Below are 17,503 nucleotides of genomic sequence, written 5' to 3'. Positions count from 1 at the left end.
CTGGGTCGAATGTGGTGTACCGCAGGGAATGGTTCCCGGCGTTTTTGTCGATAACTCCTCGAGGAAGACAAGATGAAGCTCAAGAAGATGTTGGCCGTTGGCGCAGTCGTGTTCGGCTTTGCTGCGCTCCAAGCACAAGCTGATACCGAACTCGAATTCTGGACCATGAACCTGGCTCCGAAATTCAACGGTTATTTCGATCAAGCAGTGACCAAGTTCAATGCGACCAACCCAGGCCTGAAGGCTAAGTGGGTTGATCTGAACTGGGACCAAATCCAGCCGAAGCTGGTTGCAGCGATTGCTGCAGGCAATCCGCCGTCCCTGGTGAACTTCAACGTGCCTTGGGTGCACGAGTTCGCCGCTCAAGGCAACCTGGTTGCGCTTGATCAGTACCTCGGTGCTGACAAGAACAACTACTCCAACGCCGCTCTGAAAGACGTGACCGTTGGTGGCAAGGTTTACGCGTTCCCGTGGTACAACTCCGTATCCATCATCGCGTACAACAAAGACATCCTGGCCAAGGCTGGCGTGAAGTCCGCTCCGAAGACCTTCGAAGAGCTGGTTTCCACCGGTAAGCAAATCACTGCCAAGACTGGCGTTCCGGCCTTCGCGCCGAAGCTGGGCAACTTCGTGGGCTGGTTCTACTACGCTGGCCTGCCGGTTCTGGAAAACGGCAAGGCAGTGTTCAACTCGCCGAAGCACGTAGCGTTCGTTCAGAAGTTTGCTGATCTGTACAAGGCTGGCGTTCTGCCGAAGGATGTGTTCAAGGTTGAATTCGAACAAGAAATCGCCCTGTACAACTCCGGCAAGATCGCTATGCTGACGACCGCTCCGCAAGCGCTGAAGCGTACCGAGACCGATGCCAAGGCCATCTACGATAAGACTGGCGTTGCCAAGTTCCCGGAAGATGCTGGCAAGCAAGCCTTCGGCGCATGGCTGATGGACTTCGTGATTCCGAAGGGTTCCAAGGATCCGGCCGCAGCTGCAAAGCTGGGTAAGTTCCTGACCGGCGACGAACAGCAAGTTCTGTTCTCCAAGGCAACCGAAACCACCTTCCCGTCGACCAAGAAGGGTAACCTGGATCCGTACTTCCAAGACGGTGCCAAGTCGCCTGACGCGGTTAACCAGGCTCGTGCAGTTGCTGCCAAGTCCATGGACAACGCACGCACTCTGTACCTCCCGCCGGGTGCTCTGCCTGACGAAGCTGCTCTGACCAAGAAGCTGCAAGACGAAGTTCAAAGCGCGATCGAAGGCCGTAAGCCGGTCAAGGCCGCTCTGGATGAAGTGGTTGCTGCCTGGAACGAAAAGCTGGCCAAGTAATTCTTACTTGAGTTAGTGACATTGTTCTAGAAAAACGGAACTGCCAATCCGGCAGTTCCGTTTTTTCCCGCATAAGAAATCAAGAAACAGTCGAGTTGCGCCGTGAAAACCTCCAGCAGCTATACCGCTATTGCCTATCTATTCCTGGCTCCTGCCTTGATCCTGATGGGCATCTTTACGTTCTGGCCGGTCGGGTTTAATACCTACCTCGCTTTCCAGGACTACAGCCTTGCCGATGGCACATCGACTTGGAATAACTTCGCCCATTTCAAATATATCGCAGGCGAAGAGCTGTTCCATAATGCGCTCAAGAATTCCGTGCTGTATTTGCTGATCGTGCCGGTGATCCAGCTTTCCGCATTGATTGTGGCCAAATTGGTCAACAATAAATTGCCGGCCATGACATTCTTCCGCGCCGTTTATTACATTCCGGTCATTACGGCAATTTCCATTGCCGCCGTGGTGTGGTCAAACGTCTACAAATACGACGGTCTGCTGTCCTGGTTCCTGCAAGCGTTGCATATCCTGCCGCAAGGTCAGGACGGCCAGATAGACTGGCTCGGCAATCCGCATATTGCGCTGTATATGGTCATGCTTTTCACATTCTGGAAAGGGATCGGCTATTACATGGTGCTTTATCTTGCCGGCCTGCAAGCGATTCCTGCCGAGGTTGAAGAGGCCGCAATTCTGGATGGCGCGAATGTGTTTCAGCGCTTCTGGAAGATTACCGTGCCGATGGTCAAACCAACCATTCTGCTTTGCACACTGCTTTGCACGATTGCCGCCATGAAGGCATTCCAGGAAGTCGTGGTGTTGACCAAGGGGCAGTCGGATACGTATACCGCGTTGTTCTATGTGTATGACCAGGGTTTTGGTTCAAATCACAATTTTGGCCGCGCTGCAGCGGCTGGCGTGGTGGTTACGTTCTTCTGCATGATCCTGGCGATCATCCAGTTCCGCTTCTTCGGCGACAAGAAATAAAAGACGGGGTTTGAATTCATGGCACTCGGCAAAAACCTGCGCCGCTCTATTGCCCTTGGCGGGCAATATGCTGGCCTGATCGCCTTTGCGATCTTTACTACCTTTCCATTCGTATGGGCGCTGTCCGTTGCATTGTCAGCTGACCCGTCCCACATTTGGGATTTCCCCCGCTCGTTCCTGCCGACTGATATCAGCCTGATGTGGTTTGAGCGTGTGTTCAAGGAAATGCCGTTCATGACCTACCTGAAAAACTCCACGCTGATGTCCTTCTGGACCATCGTTGCCGTGGTCGTTATTTCGGTATTGGCGGGTTATCCACTGGCACGATTGAGATTCCCCGGTCGTGGCCTGATTTTTGTAGGCATCATTGCAACGCTGATGTTGCCGTCGGAAGTCAACATCATCCCGAACTTCATCACGTTGCGGAATTTCGGCATGGCGGCAAGTCATCTGCAAGAGGTGCTGCATTTGCCTGATGACTGGAATATGCGTGAGTGGATTGGCCTGAATAGTTATTTCGGCGCCATCGTGCCCAACTTTGCCACTGCTTTCGGCATCTTCCTGATGAAGCAGGCCTTCGAGCAGATCCCGCAAGATTTGATCGACGCTGCCCGTGTTGATGGCGCGACTGAACTGCAAATCATGTGGCGCGTGCTGGTGCCGGTTTCGGCCCCGTCGATTGCTGCGCTGGCGATCTTCACGTTGGTGAATGCCTGGAACGATTACTTGTGGCCATCCATCGTGATGACCGGCAAAGAAAAACTCCCGCTTGCCGTTGGCGTTTTCAACGACCTGACCGGCCCGTTTGCGACCTCCACCAGCTTGGTCATGGCGGCCATCGTGATGACGGTTGTACCTGTGCTGATCTTCTTTGCCTTTACCCAGCGCTACTTCGTCAGCAACCTCAGCGGCGCCGTGAAGTAAGTTCCGGCACGAATACAAGACATATCAAAGGAATCGACTAAATGGCTTCGGTTACCCTCAAGAACATTACCAAGAACTACACCAAGGACATCACGGTTATCAAGAACGTGAGCCTTGAGATCAAAGACGGCGAATTCATCGTTTTCGTCGGCCCGTCCGGCTGTGGCAAATCGACCATGCTGCGCATGATCGCCGGCCTGGAAGACATCACTGGCGGCGAGCTTTATATTGGCGACGCGCTGGCGAACGATGTGCACGCTTCCAAGCGCGGCATCGCGATGGTGTTCCAGAGCTACGCGCTCTATCCGCACATGACCGTGGCGGAAAACATGGGTTTTGCGCTCAAACTGGCTGGCGTTCCGAAGACTGAGATCGACCAGCGTGTTCGCAAGGCAGCCGAGATTCTGCAGACCACGCACCTGCTGGAACGCAAGCCGAAGGCGCTCTCCGGCGGTCAGCGCCAGCGTGTCGCGATTGGCCGCGCCATCGTGCGTAACCCGAAAGTATTCCTGTTCGATGAGCCGCTCTCCAATCTGGATGCTGCGTTGCGTCTGAACATGCGCGTCGAATTGTCCAAGCTGCACCAGGACCTGAAGACCACCATGATTTACGTGACCCACGATCAGGTCGAAGCCATGACCCTGGCTGACCGTATCGTGGTGTTCAACGCCGGCATCATTCAGCAAGTCGGCAGCCCGCTCGAGATGTACGAAAATCCGTCCAACCTGTTTGTAGCCGGCTTCCTTGGCTCGCCGACGATGAACCTGCTCGAAGCGCAGCTGGTTGGTCTGGAGCAGGGCGTCGCCGTGGTGCGTCTGCCCAAGGGCATTACGCTGAAGGCATCGGTTGAAGCTTCACGCGGCAAGGTCGGCGACAAGGTCACCCTCGGCATCCGTCCTGAGCATCTGCGTTTGGCCGTCGGCGATGAAGCGGGTGCGGTGCCGGCACGTGTCGATCTGATCGAACACTTGGGCGACCACATCCTTGCCTACATCGAAATCCCGGGTATCAACGAAATCCTCAGCGTAAAGGTGGCGGGTAATGTCACCAACTTGAAGTATGGCGATGCGATCCGTGTTGTATTCCCTGAGAAGAATTGCCTGCTGTTCGATGCCGAAGGTCTGGCATTCAAGCGCGTTGCTTGAGTGAGGTGATCGAAGAAAAGCCTGCCGGTTTGGCAGGCTTTTTTATTGCTGCTGTGGGAGTTGAGAGGATGTCTATGCGTACGTTTTGCCGTTTTATCGCCATCAGTGCGCTCTGCTTGACAAGTGCCAGCTCGTTTGCAGAAGACAAAGTGCAGCGGGTACGCACACCATATCTCGAAGGGTGGGGGCAGGTGCCATTGGAAGTCCTGGCGCGCCAGGCTGCTGCATTCCCGGATACCTATTACCTGGAAGGGCCGGGCAATACGAAGCGGATTGCGTTTACCTTTGATGATGGCCCCAGTGAGAACACGTCCGAATTGCTCGATGTACTGAAGAAAAATCAAATCAAGGCAACGTTTTTCTGGTTGGGCAATCAGGTCGAGAGATTTCCGGAGTTGGTGCGGCAGGCAATGGCCGAGGGCCATACCATTGCCAATCATTCATATAGTCACCCCTATTCGAGCAAGCTGAGCATAGATGCATTCTGGGCCGATCAGGTTGGCAAGACGCAAGCGATTTACCAGAGCAAATTCGGTTTCCAGCCGACCTTGTTCCGGCCGCCCTATGGCGATATCACCGATGCCGAGGTCGCGCTGCTGCGGGACAAAGGCATGAAAGTCATCCTGTGGTCGGTCGATACCACCGATTGGTATTTCGCGCGCGATTTCACCGGCACCAAGGAAATCAGCGAACGGCTGGCGCGTTTTTCGCATCCGGAAGGGATTGTCTTGATGCATGACGGTGGCGGCCCGCGTGGCAAGACCATCAAAGCGGTCGACGCGCTGATTCAGCAGTTGAAAGCCCAAGGCTATGAGTTTGTCACGGTCGATCAATTATTGAGCGTGCCGGCGAAATTGCCGGTCGTGAACGAGGTGACGGCGAAATAGGGACGTTGAGACTCATTCGAGATCGACAATGAAAAAGCCGGCGTCAAGCCGGCTTTTTCATTGTCGTCATGGTCACAGATCGACCTGAACGCAAATTACACGGGAATATGCTCGCGCAGATAAGCCTTGATCACATCGGTATCGGCTTCCAGTGCATCGAAACGCTGCGGCAGCTGTTCCAGACCTGCCAGCGATGCCGGGCGGTGCGGATTGGTGCCGATGGCATCGCGCATGGTGGATTCAAACTTGGCCGGCAGGGCGGTCTCCATGATCACCATGGTGACGCCGACTTCACGATGGGCCTTGGCCGCCTTGTAGCCGTCGGCGGTGTGCGGGTCGATCTGCACGCCGAATTTGTCGAATACTTCACGGATGTTGGCAATGCGGTCTGCATGCGTGCTGGTGTCGGAACGGAAGCCATACACATCATGCAGTTTGGTGAAGTCTTCTGCCGAGAGATCGAAGCCGTTTTGTTTTTCCACCGCTTGCCAGAGCTGGGCCAGCTTGGCAGGGTCGCGACCGATCAGGTCGAACACAAAACGTTCCAGGTTCGATGCCTTGCTGATGTCCATCGACGGGCTGGAGGTCTCGTAAGTGCGATCCAGGCCGCGTGGATGATAACCGCCGGTTTTGAAGAACTCGTCGAGTACATCGTTCTCGTTGGTGGCGACCACCAGGCGACGAATCGGCAGGCCCATCTGACGGGCGATGTGGCCGGCGCAGATGTTGCCGAAGTTGCCGGACGGCACACAGAAATCGACCGGCTCGCCGACTTCCTTCGCGGCAGCAAAGTAGCCTTTGAAGTAGTACACCACCTGGGCCACGATGCGGCCCCAGTTGATCGAGTTGACCGCGCCGATCTTGTACCTGGCTTTGAATTCGGCATCGTTGTTCACTGCTTTCACGATGTCTTGGCAAGCGTCGAAGAACCCCTTCACCGACAGGTTGAAGATGTTTTCATCCTGCAGGCTGAACATTTGCGCGCGTTGAAACGGGCTCATCTTGCCGAAAGGGGAGAGCATGAATACGCGCACGCCGTGCTTGCCACGCATGGCGTATTCGGCAGCGGAGCCGGTGTCGCCCGAGGTTGCGCCGACGATGTTGACTTGCTCGCCACGCTTGTCCAGCACGTATTCGAACAGGTTGCCCAACAGCTGCATCGCCATGTCCTTGAATGCCAGCGTCGGGCCGTTGGACAGCTCTTGGATGAACAGCGTGTTGTCGAGTTTGATCAGCGGCGTGATGTTCTCGGTTTGTGCTTTGGAGCGACCGTTGCAGAACACGGCGGGGGTGTAGGTCTTGTCGATCAGCGCCTTGAGGTCTTCGGCGGGAATGTCATCGACGAATTTGCTGATCACGGCGAAGGCCAGATCGCGGTAATTGAGCTTGGAGAGCGCGGTGAGCGCATCAAGGCCGAAGTGCGGGTAGGCCTCGGGGATCGACAGGCCGCCATCCGGGGCGAGGCCGCCAAGGAGAATATCGCTGAACGCTTGCGGGGCCATGCCGCCGCGGGTGGAGATATAACGCATCGTTAACCTGTCAATGTCGGGTCGGCTTGGCCACGGCTTGCCGATGAGTTTCGGGCAGTGCGGCCATGCGTTCCCATTTGAGGAACCGCAAAATGGTGGATTTAGAACACGAGGGGTCTAAGCCGCCAACTCAATTCAAAGCCACCGGCCGGTAATGCTCGACCGTTGGAAAAGGATCGTAAAAATGGTGCAGCAACTGCTTCCAGCGTTGGTATTCGGTTGATTGGCGAAACCCGACGGTGTGGGCTTCGAGCGTTTCCCAGCGCACTAGCAAAACGTAATGATCGGGGAGCTCGACGCAGCGTTGCAGCTCATGCGAGAGGTAACCCGGCATAACGGAAATGATCCGCTGCGCTTGTGCAAACGCAGCTTCAAATTCGGCGGTTCGTGCCGGGATCACATCCAGATGAGCGACTTCGAGAATCACCGTCTTAACCGTTCAAGTGTTCCAGCCGCAGCTTCACGACTTTGCCATTGACCGTGTCGAGCGCTTCGATCTTCGCCAGCGCGGCGTTCACGTTTTTCTCGATGGCGATATGCGTGATGATGGCGATGTCATCGCGCCCGTCATCGGCACCATCGGTAAACGGGCGCTGCAGCATGGCGTCAACCGAAATGCCGCCGTCGGCAAGGATGCGGGTCACGTCCGCCAGCACGCCCGGCTGATCTTGCGCGTTCAGGCGCAGGTAGTAGCAGGTTTCCACTTCTTCGATTGGCAGGATCGGCAGATTGGCGATTGCAGACGGCTGGAAGGCCAGGTGCGGTACGCGGTGTTCCGGGTCGGCGGTATGCAGGCGGGTGATATCCACCAGATCGGCAATCACTGACGATGCAGTAGGTTCCGCACCGGCACCAGCGCCGTAGTACATGGTGGCACCCACGGCATCGCCCTTGACGACGACGGCGTTCATCACGCCATCTACATTTGCCAGCAGACGTTTTTCCGGGATCAGTGTCGGGGAGACGCGCAGTTCGATGCCATTCGGGCGGCGACGGGTCATGCCCAGAAGCTTGATGCGATAGCCGAGTTCCTGTGCGTACTTGATGTCAGCGGCATCGAGCTTGCTGATGCCTTCGAGGTAGGCTTTGTCGAACTGAACCGGAATGCCAAAGGCGATGGCGCTCATGATGGTGAGCTTGTGCGCGGCATCGTGGCCTTCGATATCGAAGGTCGGGTCGGCTTCGGCATAGCCGAGGCGTTGCGCTTCTTTCAGTACGTCGGCAAAGGCCGAGCCCTTGTCGCGCATTTCGGTGAGGATGAAGTTGCTGGTGCCGTTGATGATGCCGGCGACCCATTCGATCTTGTTGGCGGTCAGGCCTTCGCGCAGCGCCTTGATGACCGGTATGCCACCAGCAACGGCGGCTTCGAAGGCCACCATCACGCCTTTTTCCTGCGCCTTGGCGAAGATTTCATTGCCGTATTCGGCGATCAGTTTCTTGTTGGCGGTAACGACATGCTTGCCATTTTCGATGGCAGTGAGCACGACTTCCTTGGCGATGGTGGTGCCGCCAATCAGCTCGACCACGATGTCGATATCAGGGTGGCGGGCGATGACGAGTGCGTCGTCGGTCAGCTCCACACCTTCGCCGACCAGTTCACGCGCGCGCGCGAGATCGCGGTTGGCCGCAGCGCGGACCAGGATGGGGCGGCCGGCGCGACGGGCGATTTCTTCGCAGTTGCGTTTCAACACGGTGACGGTGCCGCCACCGACAGTCCCCACACCACAGATGCCTACGTGAATCGGTTTCATTGCAGTACTTTCCTGAAGTTGAATGCGGAGACGTGCAGCCCCTCGCGAAAATAGAATTTGTGAGCGCTGGCGCGTTGCACGCCGGAATCGAGTGCGAGCACATCGCAATGCAGCTGGCGTGCTGTGCCATCCAGCCAATTCATTAATGCCTTGCCCACGCCTTGTGAGCGACGGGTTTCATCGCTGACCAGATCGTCAACGTAGAGACGACGGCCTTCGTAGGTATTCTCGATCAGACGCCAAAGCGCCAGCCCGAGGACGGCTTCGCCTGCGACCGCAGCGATGAGTCGTCCGCCATTGGCGGCGATGACTTGCAGGCGGCCGGCGTAATCAGCCGGCAATTGCGGGCGGAGTTGGCGATGGACGCCTTCTGCAATCGGCAGCCATTGGGGCGCAACGAGTTGTCCGTTTTGATCGATGATTTCGACGATTTGTATCTGCATGTGTGTTGACATCAGGCGGTGCCGTGCCGTTTGCGGTAGGCGGCGAAGAAGCGTTCCAGGCGGCCGAACGCGATAGCGAGGTCATCGACATTGGGCAGGAACACGAGGCGGAAGTGATCCGGCGTGGCCCAGTTGAAGCCGGTGCCTTGCACCAGCAGCACTTTTTCTTCTTGCAACAGCTCCAGCATGAATTGCTGGTCATCGGTGATCGGGTACACCTTCGGGTCGAGCTTGGGGAACATGTAGAGCGCGGCTTGTGGCTTCACGCAGCTGATGCCCGGGATATTGGTCAATGTCTCGTAGGCCAAGTCACGTTGGCGGGTCAGCCGGCCATTCGGCCCGACGAGGTCATTGATGCTCTGGTAGCCACCCAAGGCCGTCTGGATGGCGTATTGCGCCGGCACGTTGGCGCACAAACGCATGGTCGAGAGGATATTGAGGCCGTCGATGTAATCCCGGGCAGCCTTTTTGTTGCCGGAGACGATCATCCAGCCTGCTCGGTAGCCACAGGCACGGTAATTCTTGGAAAGACCGTTGAAGGTGACGAAGAACACGTCGTCTGCCAGTGAAGCGATAGAGGTGTGCGTGCGGCCGTCGTACAGCACCTTGTCGTAGATTTCGTCGGCGTAGATGATGAGCTGATGCTCGCGGGCGATCTCGACGATTTCCTTGAGCACGTCATCCGGGTAGAGCGCGCCGGTCGGGTTGTTCGGGTTGATGACGACGATGGCCTTGGTGCGATCGGTGATCTTGGCGCGGATATCGTCCAGCGCCGGCAGCCAGCCATTGGATTCGTCGCAGATGTAGTGACGCGGTTTGCCGCCAGCGAGGCTGACGGCGGCGGTCCAGAGCGGGTAGTCCGGGGCTGGGACCAGGACTTCGTCGCCATTGTTGAGCAAGCCCTGCATCGACATCACGATCAGCTCGGATGCGCCGTTGCCGATGTAAATGTCGTCGACAGTGACATCGGCGATCTTCTTTTCCTGTGTGTAGTGCATGACGGCTTTGCGAGCCTGGAACAAGCCCTTGCTGTCGACATAGCCGGCCGCGTTCGGCAGGTTGCGGATCACGTCTTGCACCACTTCTTCCGGCGCATCGAAGCCGAAGTTGGCGAGGTTGCCGATATTCAGCTTGATGATGCGGTGGCCTTCCTCTTCCATCTGGCGCGCTCGCTCTGGCACCGGGCCACGGATTTCGTAGCAAACGTTGAGGAGCTTGTTCGATTTGAGGATGGCTTCCATCGGGTCAGGCCGGATTGGGTCAGGGAAACCTCGTATTCTAACGAAAGAATGGCCGGCGCGAACCAACAAACTGCGGCTGATCGGGGCGGCACAGTTCCGTTAAAATGCACGCTCATTCAAAAGGTTCGCGCATGAAACTGCATCACACCTCCTCTGAACACCTCAATCAGTTCACCAGCTACGGCAATGGCTTCGTCAAGGTCAATGACACCGAGTACCAAGGCAGCCTGATCGTGACGCCCACCGAGGTGCGCGAATGGCGACCGGCGAGCTTCGAGACGCTGGCTGAAGAAGACTTCGCCAGCCTGCTTGAGCTGAATCCGGAGGTGGTGTTGTTTGGTACTGGAAAAGGCATCCGTTTCCCGCATCCGAAGTTGTCACGCGCGCTGGCTGCTGCACATGTGGGAATGGATGTGATGGATACCGGTGCAATGTGCCGCACGTTCAATATCCTTACCGCCGAAGAACGGCGCGTCATCGCAGTGGTGCTGGGGGCTTAAAGCGGGGCGGCGACGTATTGGCCGCTGAATTGCACGACCGGCTCGTTCTTGGCGTCGACGACTTCGACCTGCACCGCTAAACGGGCTTTGCCGCGCCGACGCAGTGTTTCCCTGAAACGATCGAGCACGGCAGGGTCGATTGACGCAACTCGCGCCAGCAGATCGCCGGTCAGTGGCTTAAGAAAATGAGTATTGCCGGACTGGATGACCACGTCGTAGCCGTCACCAGCCGCAACGCAGGTTGCCATCCAGCCGGCAATTGTCGCCAGCATGGATAAGCTGCCGCCAAAGGCGGTGCCATGATCGTTGCGGTTGAGGGAAAACGGCGCGATGAGCTGCCAGTTTTGCTGGTCTCCAAGTACGGAGACCTGCATGGCGGCCAGCATCGGAAAGCCGTCGGTGAGACGGGCGGTCCAATACTGGCTGAATGCCGCTGCCATTACTGCTCCGGCGGGCTGACCGGCTCCGGTTGAATAACCGGTGTTTTCGGCGGCAGGAACAACGCGGCGATTTGCTGCTGTGGCTTGCTGCGAATCAACGGCATGGCCGGAATGTCCAGCTCATCGCCACGCAGGCGTTCGCGACGAGGGGGGGCATCGTTGCGCGGTGCACGTTGCTCGCTACGCTCATAGTTACGGCCAGGGCGTTCGTTCGACTCTCTGGCGCTGCGCTCGCCTGACTCGCTGCGGGCGCTACGTTCGTTCCGGTCATAACGTGGTGTGGCAGCCGCTGCGGGTTGCTGATGCGTACCCGGCGAGTAGCCCGGGATCGGCGTCAGCGGCAGCTCTTTCTTGATCAGCTTCTGGATCAAGGCATAGGCCTTGTCTTCGCCCGGATCGACCAGCGAGATCGCGATTCCCTTGGCGCCGGCCCGTCCGGTCCGGCCGATGCGGTGCACGTAATCTTCCGGGTTGTTCGGCAGCTCGAAGTTCACCACGTATGGCAGCTCGGAAATATCCAGACCCCGTGCGGCGACATCGGTCGCAACCAGAATCTGCAGTGTGCCTTCCTTGAACCGAGCCAGCGTCTCCAGGCGTGAGCGTTGGTCGCGGTCGCCATGAATGGCTTCGCAGTTGAAGCCGTCACGTTTCAGATCACGTGCGACCTGATCAGCACCTTGTTTGGTGCGATTGAACACGATCACTTGACCCATGTTGTGGGTGCGGATCAAGTGCGAAAGCAGCGCGCGCTTGCGGTAGGTTTCGCACGGATGCATCAGCTGTTCGACGTTGTCGTTGGTGGCGTTCTGCCGTGCGACCTCGACCAGCGCCGGGTCGTGCAGGAACTCACCAGCGAGCTTCTTGATTTCTGGCGAGAAGGTGGCCGAGAACAGCAGTGTTTGCTTGCGGTTGGTGAGCAAGCCGATGATTTTCTTGATGTCGAGAATGAAGCCCATGTCCAGCATGCGGTCGGCTTCGTCCAGCACCAGGATTTCGACCTGGCTGAGATTTACGCTCTTTTGTTGCACGTGATCCAGCAGGCGGCCTGGCGTGGCGACCAGCACTTCGACGCCACTGCGTAGCGTTGCGGTCTGTTCCTTCATGTCTACGCCACCGAATACCACGTGCGGCCGCAAGGCCATGTGCTTGCCGTAGGTTTTGACGCTTTCGAATACCTGGTCGGCCAGCTCTCGTGTCGGGGTCAGCACCAGCGCGCGTACCGGATGGCGTGCCGGTGATGCACCGGTATTGGCGTGAGGAGCGAGCTTGGAGAGAATCGGCAGCGTGAACGCTGCGGTCTTGCCGGTGCCGGTTTGGGCTGCGCCGAGTACGTCGCGGCCTGAAAGCACCAGCGGGATGGCCTGAGCCTGGATGGGGGTCGGGTTCTCGTAACCTTGCTCGGCCACGGCCCGCAGCACCTCGGGAGCGAGCCCGAGTGTGGAAAAAGTCATGCGTTGAATACTCCGGGGCGGATTTCCGCTGGCACCATCAACAGGAGTGCGGACGGGGAAATGCGCCAACAGCTTGATGGAAAAGGCAGAAATGTACACCAAGGGCCTTTTTCTGCATACCTTGAGCGGCCAATCGGCTAAACTTGGCGCAAATTTTGCCGAGGGTTCCGCCATGTATGACATCGCCCGCCAGCAGCTCGTCACCCTGCGTGACAGCTTGCGTTTTGCGGTCAGCCGCTTCAATGACGCCGAACTCTATTACGGCCATGGGACCGATAACGCGTTCGACGAAGCAGTGTACCTGTTGCTGGCGACGCTCAAGCTGCCAATCGACAAGCTCGATCCGTTCCTGGACGCGCGGCTGTTGCCGAGCGAAGTGGAGCAAGTGGTCGAAGCGATCCGGCGTCGGGCCGAAGAGCACGTACCGGTTGCCTATCTGACCAACGAGGCTTGGCTGGGCGAATACAAGTTCTACGTTGATGAGCGCACGATTGTGCCGCGCTCCTTCATCGCCGAGCTCTTGTTCAACGATGCGCTGGCACCGTGGATCGAGCATCCGGAGCTCGTCAATCGCGCGCTGGATCTGTGCACCGGTTCTGGCTGCCTGGCCATTCTGCTGGCTGATCATTTTCCTGGCGCTGCCATCGACGCGGTCGATCTTTCATCCGATGCGCTCGATGTGGCTGAGCTCAACGTAATGGATTACAACCTGGGCGAGCGGATTGATCTGATTGATGGTGATCTGTTTGAGTCGTTGGCAGGCGAAACCTATGATTTGATCGTCTCCAATCCGCCCTATGTCGATGCGCATAGCATGGAAGAGCTGCCGGGCGAATTTCGACATGAGCCGATCATGGCGCTTGGGAGTGGCGAGGATGGCCTGGATATCACCCGCAAGATTCTCGCGCAGGCAACGACCTTCCTCAATCCGCAAGGTGTCTTGGTGGTCGAGATCGGCCACAATCGATACGAGCTGGAAGCGCAATTCCCCGAGCTGCCGTTCGTGTGGCTCGAGACCGAAAGTGGTGATGGCTTTGTATTCCTGCTGACGCGCGAGATGCTGGCGGAAGCCGGGCACTAATATTTAGATAGATTTGGATAGGCGTGCTCCGACAGACGGCCCGGTATTTCCGGGCCGTTGTCATATTCGTCAACTAAGCTGGCCAAGCCCATTCTTCTGGTTCAACTCCTCGGAGGCTCTCATGGCTGTTTCCGCTATTCCCGCCGGTTTTCACACCATCACACCTTACCTGACCGTTAACGACCCGGCAGCCACGCTGTCTTTTCTACAGGCCACTTTTGGTGCGGAACTGGTCGAAAGGGTCAATGACGACCACGGCCATATCATGCATTGCACGATTCAGGTTGGCACCAGCAGGCTCATGATGGCGCAAGGGTCAGAGAAATGGCCGGCTCGACCGGCGACGTTTTATCTTTACGTGCTCGATACCGATGCGACTTATCGCAAAGGTTTGGCGGCGGGCGGGAAATCATTGATGGAGCCGGCAGACCAGTTCTATGGCGACCGCAATGCGGGCGTTGAAGATGCGGAAGGCAACCAGTGGTGGATTGGCACGCATATCGAAGATGTCTCGCCGGAAGAAGTGGAGAGACGGGCGCGGGAGCAGGGCAGGTAATGACAGCGCTGTTGTTTGGCGTCATTAAAGCAAAAGACCCGCATCAGCGGGTCTTTATCATTGGGCGAGCAGATGGTGCATTCAGTGCAGTTTGACGCGGGCGATCACCCGATTGCCACGGCCTTGGTACTCGACCACATCGAACGACAGCATCCGAGCCATCGAAATCCCGCGGCCGTGCGGATCGAAGGCGCGCTCGGGTGAGAATTCCAGGAACGGCTGCCAATCGAAACCAGCGCCTTGGTCTTCGATCTCGAAATGCAGGTGCTCGTTATCACGAATGAAGCGCACGCAAACGTGACGGTGATGATAATCCGGATGGCTAAGGCGGCTCTCCACTTCGTCATGCCACCGCCCTTGCTGTAGCAGCGTGGTTTTTTCCCCATAGCTGATGCCCAGATTGCCGTGCTCGACCGCGTTGACCAAGAGTTCGGAGAGGCCAAGCGCTACGCGCTGGGGCTCCGGGCAGGCATTGGAGAGCAATAGCGTCAGTTGGCGTGCTTCGTCGAGCGTCTGGAAGTGGAATTCGCCGCTTTTCAGCAGCCGATAGGTGGATGCCTGGGCGGAAAGCTGTGCTTCGAGTTGCTTCTTTTCGCGATGGAAGCTGACGGCCGCGGCGACGATTGCCAGCAGCATGTCGCGCTGGAATGGCTTGATCAGATAATAATAAGCCCCGGCCGCGAGGCCTTCACGCACATTTTCTGCCGCGCCAACGGCAGTCTGCATGATCACCGGCACATGTTCGAACTCGGCTTGCTGCTTGAGCCGTGCCAACAATGCCATGCCATCCATGCGTGGCATCATCCGATCCAGCAGGATCGCGTCGAATGCCGCATCCCGTGTCAGAAGATTCCAGGCCGCTTCGCCGTCGTCAGCGGTGACGACCTCATAGCCTTCGTCGAGCAGATGCTCTCCGAGAATTTCCAGATTGAACGGCTCATCATCGACGATGAGAATTCGTGCACGCTCAACCGGGTTGGACATCTCGGGTTCCTTTCAACTGAAGACCTAGCCGAGGTCAGTATAACAACAAAAAATAATACACTTACGCAGAAATGTGCGCGTACAGGCTCGAGAATTCGGTCGCCAACTTATGTTTCGCATCGAGATAAACCATCGGCATGGCTCGCTCGTGGGATTCCCTTATCCTGACTGATTGAGAAAGATAGGTGGGCAGCACTGGCAGGCCTTGCTCAAGCAACTCTTCCACCATCCGTTGTGGCAGGTTTGCACGTGGCTGGAACTGATTGACGACGATACCCTCGACTTCCAGGGCTGGATTGTGGTCGGAGCGGATTTCCTGCACCCGCTCGATCAAACCCAACAGCGCCTGGCGGGAGAACGTATCGCAATCGAACGGAATCAGGCAACCCGTAGCCGCTATCAGCGCCGAGAGTGTGAAGAAATTCAGCGCCGGCGGTGTGTCGATCCAGACTTCGTCAAAATGCTGCTCCAGTTCTACCAACGATTCGCGCAGCTTATAGATCTTGTAGCGCGCTTCCAGCTTGCCTTGTTGTTCTGCGATTTCCGGATGGGATGGAATGACGGACAGGCGCTCGAACGGCGTGGCAGTGACAAATGCCTCCATCGGCTTGGCGTACAGACTGAAATTGAGCATCTGGTCGAAGAAGCCGGCGAGGTTGGGTTCTACGCTGCTTGCGCCTTCGCCAAGCAGATAACGTGTAGCGTTGCCTTGCGGATCCAGGTCGACCACGAGTACCCGTTTACCACCTGCCGCTGCAGCGGCCGCCAGGTTGACAGTGATCGTTGATTTGCCGACCCCACCTTTTTGGTTGAATACGACCCGACGCAGCATGGCAACTCCTTGAATTGTTTATTCGGCCCACTATAGAGCAGGCGCGCAGAAAAATGGGTGAGAAAATGCCGTTCGCCTAAAAACGGTAAGTTCCGTTTTTCATCTCCAAAAAGTACCGAAATTTCACGGTAACTTGCCACCGCCGCACCAAGTACCCCCTCCGTAGACTGCGCCCTGAGAGCTGGACAGCCGCACTCCACTACGAAAGCGAGTGCAACAGACCGGTATCCAGCTTGAATTTGTTCGCATGTCTAAAAAGGGGATACAAATGAAATTCAAATTGACCATGCTCGCAGTAGCGGCAGCATTCAGTGCCGGTCTGACGCAAGCTGAAGTTGCTATCGACGGTTCGTTCGATGGTGGTGTCAGCTACAACAAACTGGGCGATGCCAAAGCCGGTCGTGTCGAATACGATGCAACCATCGGCGTGAGCGGTTCCGACAAGCTGGACGCGGGCGGCAACGTGATTTGGCGTCTTGAACAAGGTGTGACCAACTACAGCAACGGCGTAGAGCGTAACTGGGGTGGCAAGGAAGCCTATATCGGCCTGACCGATGAAAAGCTCGGCACGGTGCGCTTCGGTAAGATGAAGACCCCGTTCTACCAAACGCTGGATGACCGTTATGGCGATACCGGCGCCAAGTTCCTGATCTCCGAATATGGTCGTGGCGAGAACTTCCGCCCAAGCAACTATATCCGTTATGACATGCCGACATTTGGTGGTTTCTCCGCTTCGGGTGGTTACGATGCATCTGCCGGCAATAGCGGCCACTACGGTTTCGATCTGGCCGCGCATTACAAGCTGGCAGGCTTCTTTGCTGATGCCGCTTACCAAAAGCGCAAAGGTGTTATTGGTACCGGCGATGCTGATGTAGGCAACGTGGCGCAGTACGACGGCTATAACTGGTTCGCTTTGGCTGGTTACAACTTCGACAATGGCTTTGGTGTGAACGGCGGTTACAAGCGTAGCGAATTCACCCCGGCCGGTCTGTCCAAGGTCGACCAGCATCTGGCATTCGGTCAAGGTAGCTACAAGTCTGGCAAGCAGGGTGTTTACCTGACCTACATGCAGCTGGGCAATCTGGCGGGCGCGAGCGATACCGGTGCCAAGGCCGTGGCTGCACGTTATGACTACAGCCTGTCCAAGCGCACTCTCGGTTACGTTGAGGGTCGTTACGTCAAGAACGACAACAACGCTACCTACACTGCTCTGGATTCGACCCTTGGCGATTCCAACAACGTGTACACCGGCAACGCTGGCGAAAAGGCTTACCGTCTGACGGTTGGCATGAAGACTTACTTCTGATCCAGTTGGTCGTGTAACACGCTTGAACATGATTCGGCGCCTTCGGGCGCCGTTTTTTTGTGCTGGTGATTTGGATTGGCGCAGGTCGCGGTATTGAAAACGATCGGGCTGGCCCCACTTCGGCACATGGAT

General features: G+C 57.0%; 18 protein-coding genes. 9 read left to right on the top strand and 9 right to left on the bottom strand.

The features are described 5' to 3' along the window. Positions 1–72: 72 nt before the first annotated feature. The 5 genes from BR41_RS13025 (at position 73) to BR41_RS13005 (ending at position 5,257) form a co-directional block, all read left to right on the top strand. Complete coding sequence (locus BR41_RS13025) at positions 73–1,320, top strand: ABC transporter substrate-binding protein (RefSeq protein ID WP_035057351.1); 1,248 nt, start codon at positions 73–75, stop codon at positions 1,318–1,320. Between the two features lie 102 nt (positions 1,321–1,422). After that, positions 1,423–2,301, top strand: coding sequence for a carbohydrate ABC transporter permease (locus tag BR41_RS13020; protein ID WP_035057348.1), 879 nt, complete (start codon positions 1,423–1,425; stop codon positions 2,299–2,301). A gap of 18 nt (positions 2,302–2,319) precedes the next feature. After that, the gene (locus tag BR41_RS13015; RefSeq protein ID WP_245615887.1) at positions 2,320–3,225 is read left to right on the top strand and encodes a carbohydrate ABC transporter permease; all 906 of its coding nucleotides are present in this window, start codon (positions 2,320–2,322) and stop codon (positions 3,223–3,225) included. 41 nt (positions 3,226–3,266) lie between these two features. Continuing rightward, positions 3,267–4,370 carry an ABC transporter ATP-binding protein gene (locus BR41_RS13010; RefSeq protein WP_035057345.1) on the top strand — a complete coding sequence of 368 codons (1,104 nt, stop codon included), beginning with the start codon at positions 3,267–3,269 and terminating at the stop codon, positions 4,368–4,370. 5 nt (positions 4,371–4,375) lie between these two features. Further along, the gene (locus BR41_RS13005; RefSeq protein ID WP_156970687.1) at positions 4,376–5,257 is read left to right on the top strand and encodes a polysaccharide deacetylase family protein; all 882 of its coding nucleotides are present in this window, start codon (positions 4,376–4,378) and stop codon (positions 5,255–5,257) included. Between the two features lie 95 nt (positions 5,258–5,352). Here the strand turns inward: BR41_RS13005 and thrC are convergent, their stop codons facing one another. From thrC to BR41_RS12980, 5 genes are all read right to left on the bottom strand, one after another. Beyond that, the gene (thrC, locus tag BR41_RS13000; RefSeq protein WP_035057342.1) at positions 5,353–6,786 is read right to left on the bottom strand and encodes a threonine synthase; all 1,434 of its coding nucleotides are present in this window, start codon (positions 6,784–6,786) and stop codon (positions 5,353–5,355) included. 130 nt (positions 6,787–6,916) lie between these two features. Further along, positions 6,917–7,213 (bottom strand): antibiotic biosynthesis monooxygenase family protein, encoded by a 297-nt coding sequence (locus BR41_RS12995; protein ID WP_035057339.1) that lies wholly within the window; start codon positions 7,211–7,213, stop codon positions 6,917–6,919. Between the two features lie 4 nt (positions 7,214–7,217). After that, the gene (locus BR41_RS12990; RefSeq protein WP_035057336.1) at positions 7,218–8,537 is read right to left on the bottom strand and encodes a homoserine dehydrogenase; all 1,320 of its coding nucleotides are present in this window, start codon (positions 8,535–8,537) and stop codon (positions 7,218–7,220) included. After that, a complete protein-coding gene (locus BR41_RS12985; protein ID WP_245615885.1) occupies positions 8,534–8,980 on the bottom strand; it encodes a GNAT family N-acetyltransferase in 447 nt (148 codons plus the stop codon). The genes BR41_RS12990 and BR41_RS12985 overlap by 4 nt, the downstream gene beginning before the upstream one ends. A gap of 11 nt (positions 8,981–8,991) precedes the next feature. After that, positions 8,992–10,221, bottom strand: coding sequence for a pyridoxal phosphate-dependent aminotransferase (locus BR41_RS12980; RefSeq protein WP_035057333.1), 1,230 nt, complete (start codon positions 10,219–10,221; stop codon positions 8,992–8,994). Between the two features lie 131 nt (positions 10,222–10,352). Here BR41_RS12980 and BR41_RS12975 point away from each other — a divergent pair, with 131 nt between their 5' ends. Next, positions 10,353–10,721: an Mth938-like domain-containing protein gene (locus tag BR41_RS12975; RefSeq protein ID WP_035057330.1), complete on the top strand. Its 369-nt coding sequence runs from the start codon at positions 10,353–10,355 to the stop codon at positions 10,719–10,721. Here BR41_RS12975 and BR41_RS12970 read toward each other — a convergent pair. Both BR41_RS12970 and BR41_RS12965 read right to left on the bottom strand, forming a co-directional pair. Further along, a complete protein-coding gene (locus BR41_RS12970; protein ID WP_051710889.1) occupies positions 10,718–11,161 on the bottom strand; it encodes a YiiD C-terminal domain-containing protein in 444 nt (147 codons plus the stop codon). The genes BR41_RS12975 and BR41_RS12970 overlap by 4 nt on opposite strands. Further along, positions 11,161–12,612: a DEAD/DEAH box helicase gene (locus BR41_RS12965; RefSeq protein ID WP_051710887.1), complete on the bottom strand. Its 1,452-nt coding sequence runs from the start codon at positions 12,610–12,612 to the stop codon at positions 11,161–11,163. Before BR41_RS12965 ends, BR41_RS12970 begins: the two co-directional genes overlap by 1 nt. 172 nt (positions 12,613–12,784) lie before the next feature. Between BR41_RS12965 and prmB the strand changes: the two genes are divergently transcribed. Both prmB and BR41_RS12955 read left to right on the top strand, forming a co-directional pair. After that, entirely contained in the window at positions 12,785–13,693 is a 909-nt protein-coding gene (gene prmB / locus BR41_RS12960; RefSeq protein WP_035057648.1) for a 50S ribosomal protein L3 N(5)-glutamine methyltransferase, read from the top strand. 121 nt (positions 13,694–13,814) lie between these two features. Continuing rightward, positions 13,815–14,249 carry a VOC family protein gene (locus BR41_RS12955; protein WP_035057327.1) on the top strand — a complete coding sequence of 145 codons (435 nt, stop codon included), beginning with the start codon at positions 13,815–13,817 and terminating at the stop codon, positions 14,247–14,249. Positions 14,250–14,330: 81 nt separating this feature from the next. Here the strand turns inward: BR41_RS12955 and BR41_RS12950 are convergent, their stop codons facing one another. Together BR41_RS12950 and BR41_RS12945 are read right to left on the bottom strand one after the other, a co-directional pair. Beyond that, a complete protein-coding gene (locus BR41_RS12950; protein ID WP_035057324.1) occupies positions 14,331–15,233 on the bottom strand; it encodes an ATP-binding response regulator in 903 nt (300 codons plus the stop codon). Between the two features lie 61 nt (positions 15,234–15,294). Next, on the bottom strand, positions 15,295–16,065 hold the full coding sequence (locus BR41_RS12945; RefSeq protein WP_211251741.1) for a ParA family protein: 771 nt from the start codon (positions 16,063–16,065) through the stop codon (positions 15,295–15,297). 268 nt (positions 16,066–16,333) lie between these two features. Between BR41_RS12945 and BR41_RS12940 the strand changes: the two genes are divergently transcribed. Further along, positions 16,334–17,371, top strand: coding sequence for a porin (locus tag BR41_RS12940; RefSeq protein ID WP_035057321.1), 1,038 nt, complete (start codon positions 16,334–16,336; stop codon positions 17,369–17,371). The last annotated feature ends 132 nt before the right edge of the window (positions 17,372–17,503 follow it).

It is taken from the genome of Andreprevotia chitinilytica DSM 18519, assembly GCF_000711875.1.
In the GTDB taxonomy this organism is placed as follows: Bacteria; Pseudomonadota; Gammaproteobacteria; order Burkholderiales; family Chitinibacteraceae; genus Andreprevotia; species Andreprevotia chitinilytica.
This window is presented reverse-complemented; position numbering and strand designations above follow the sequence as displayed.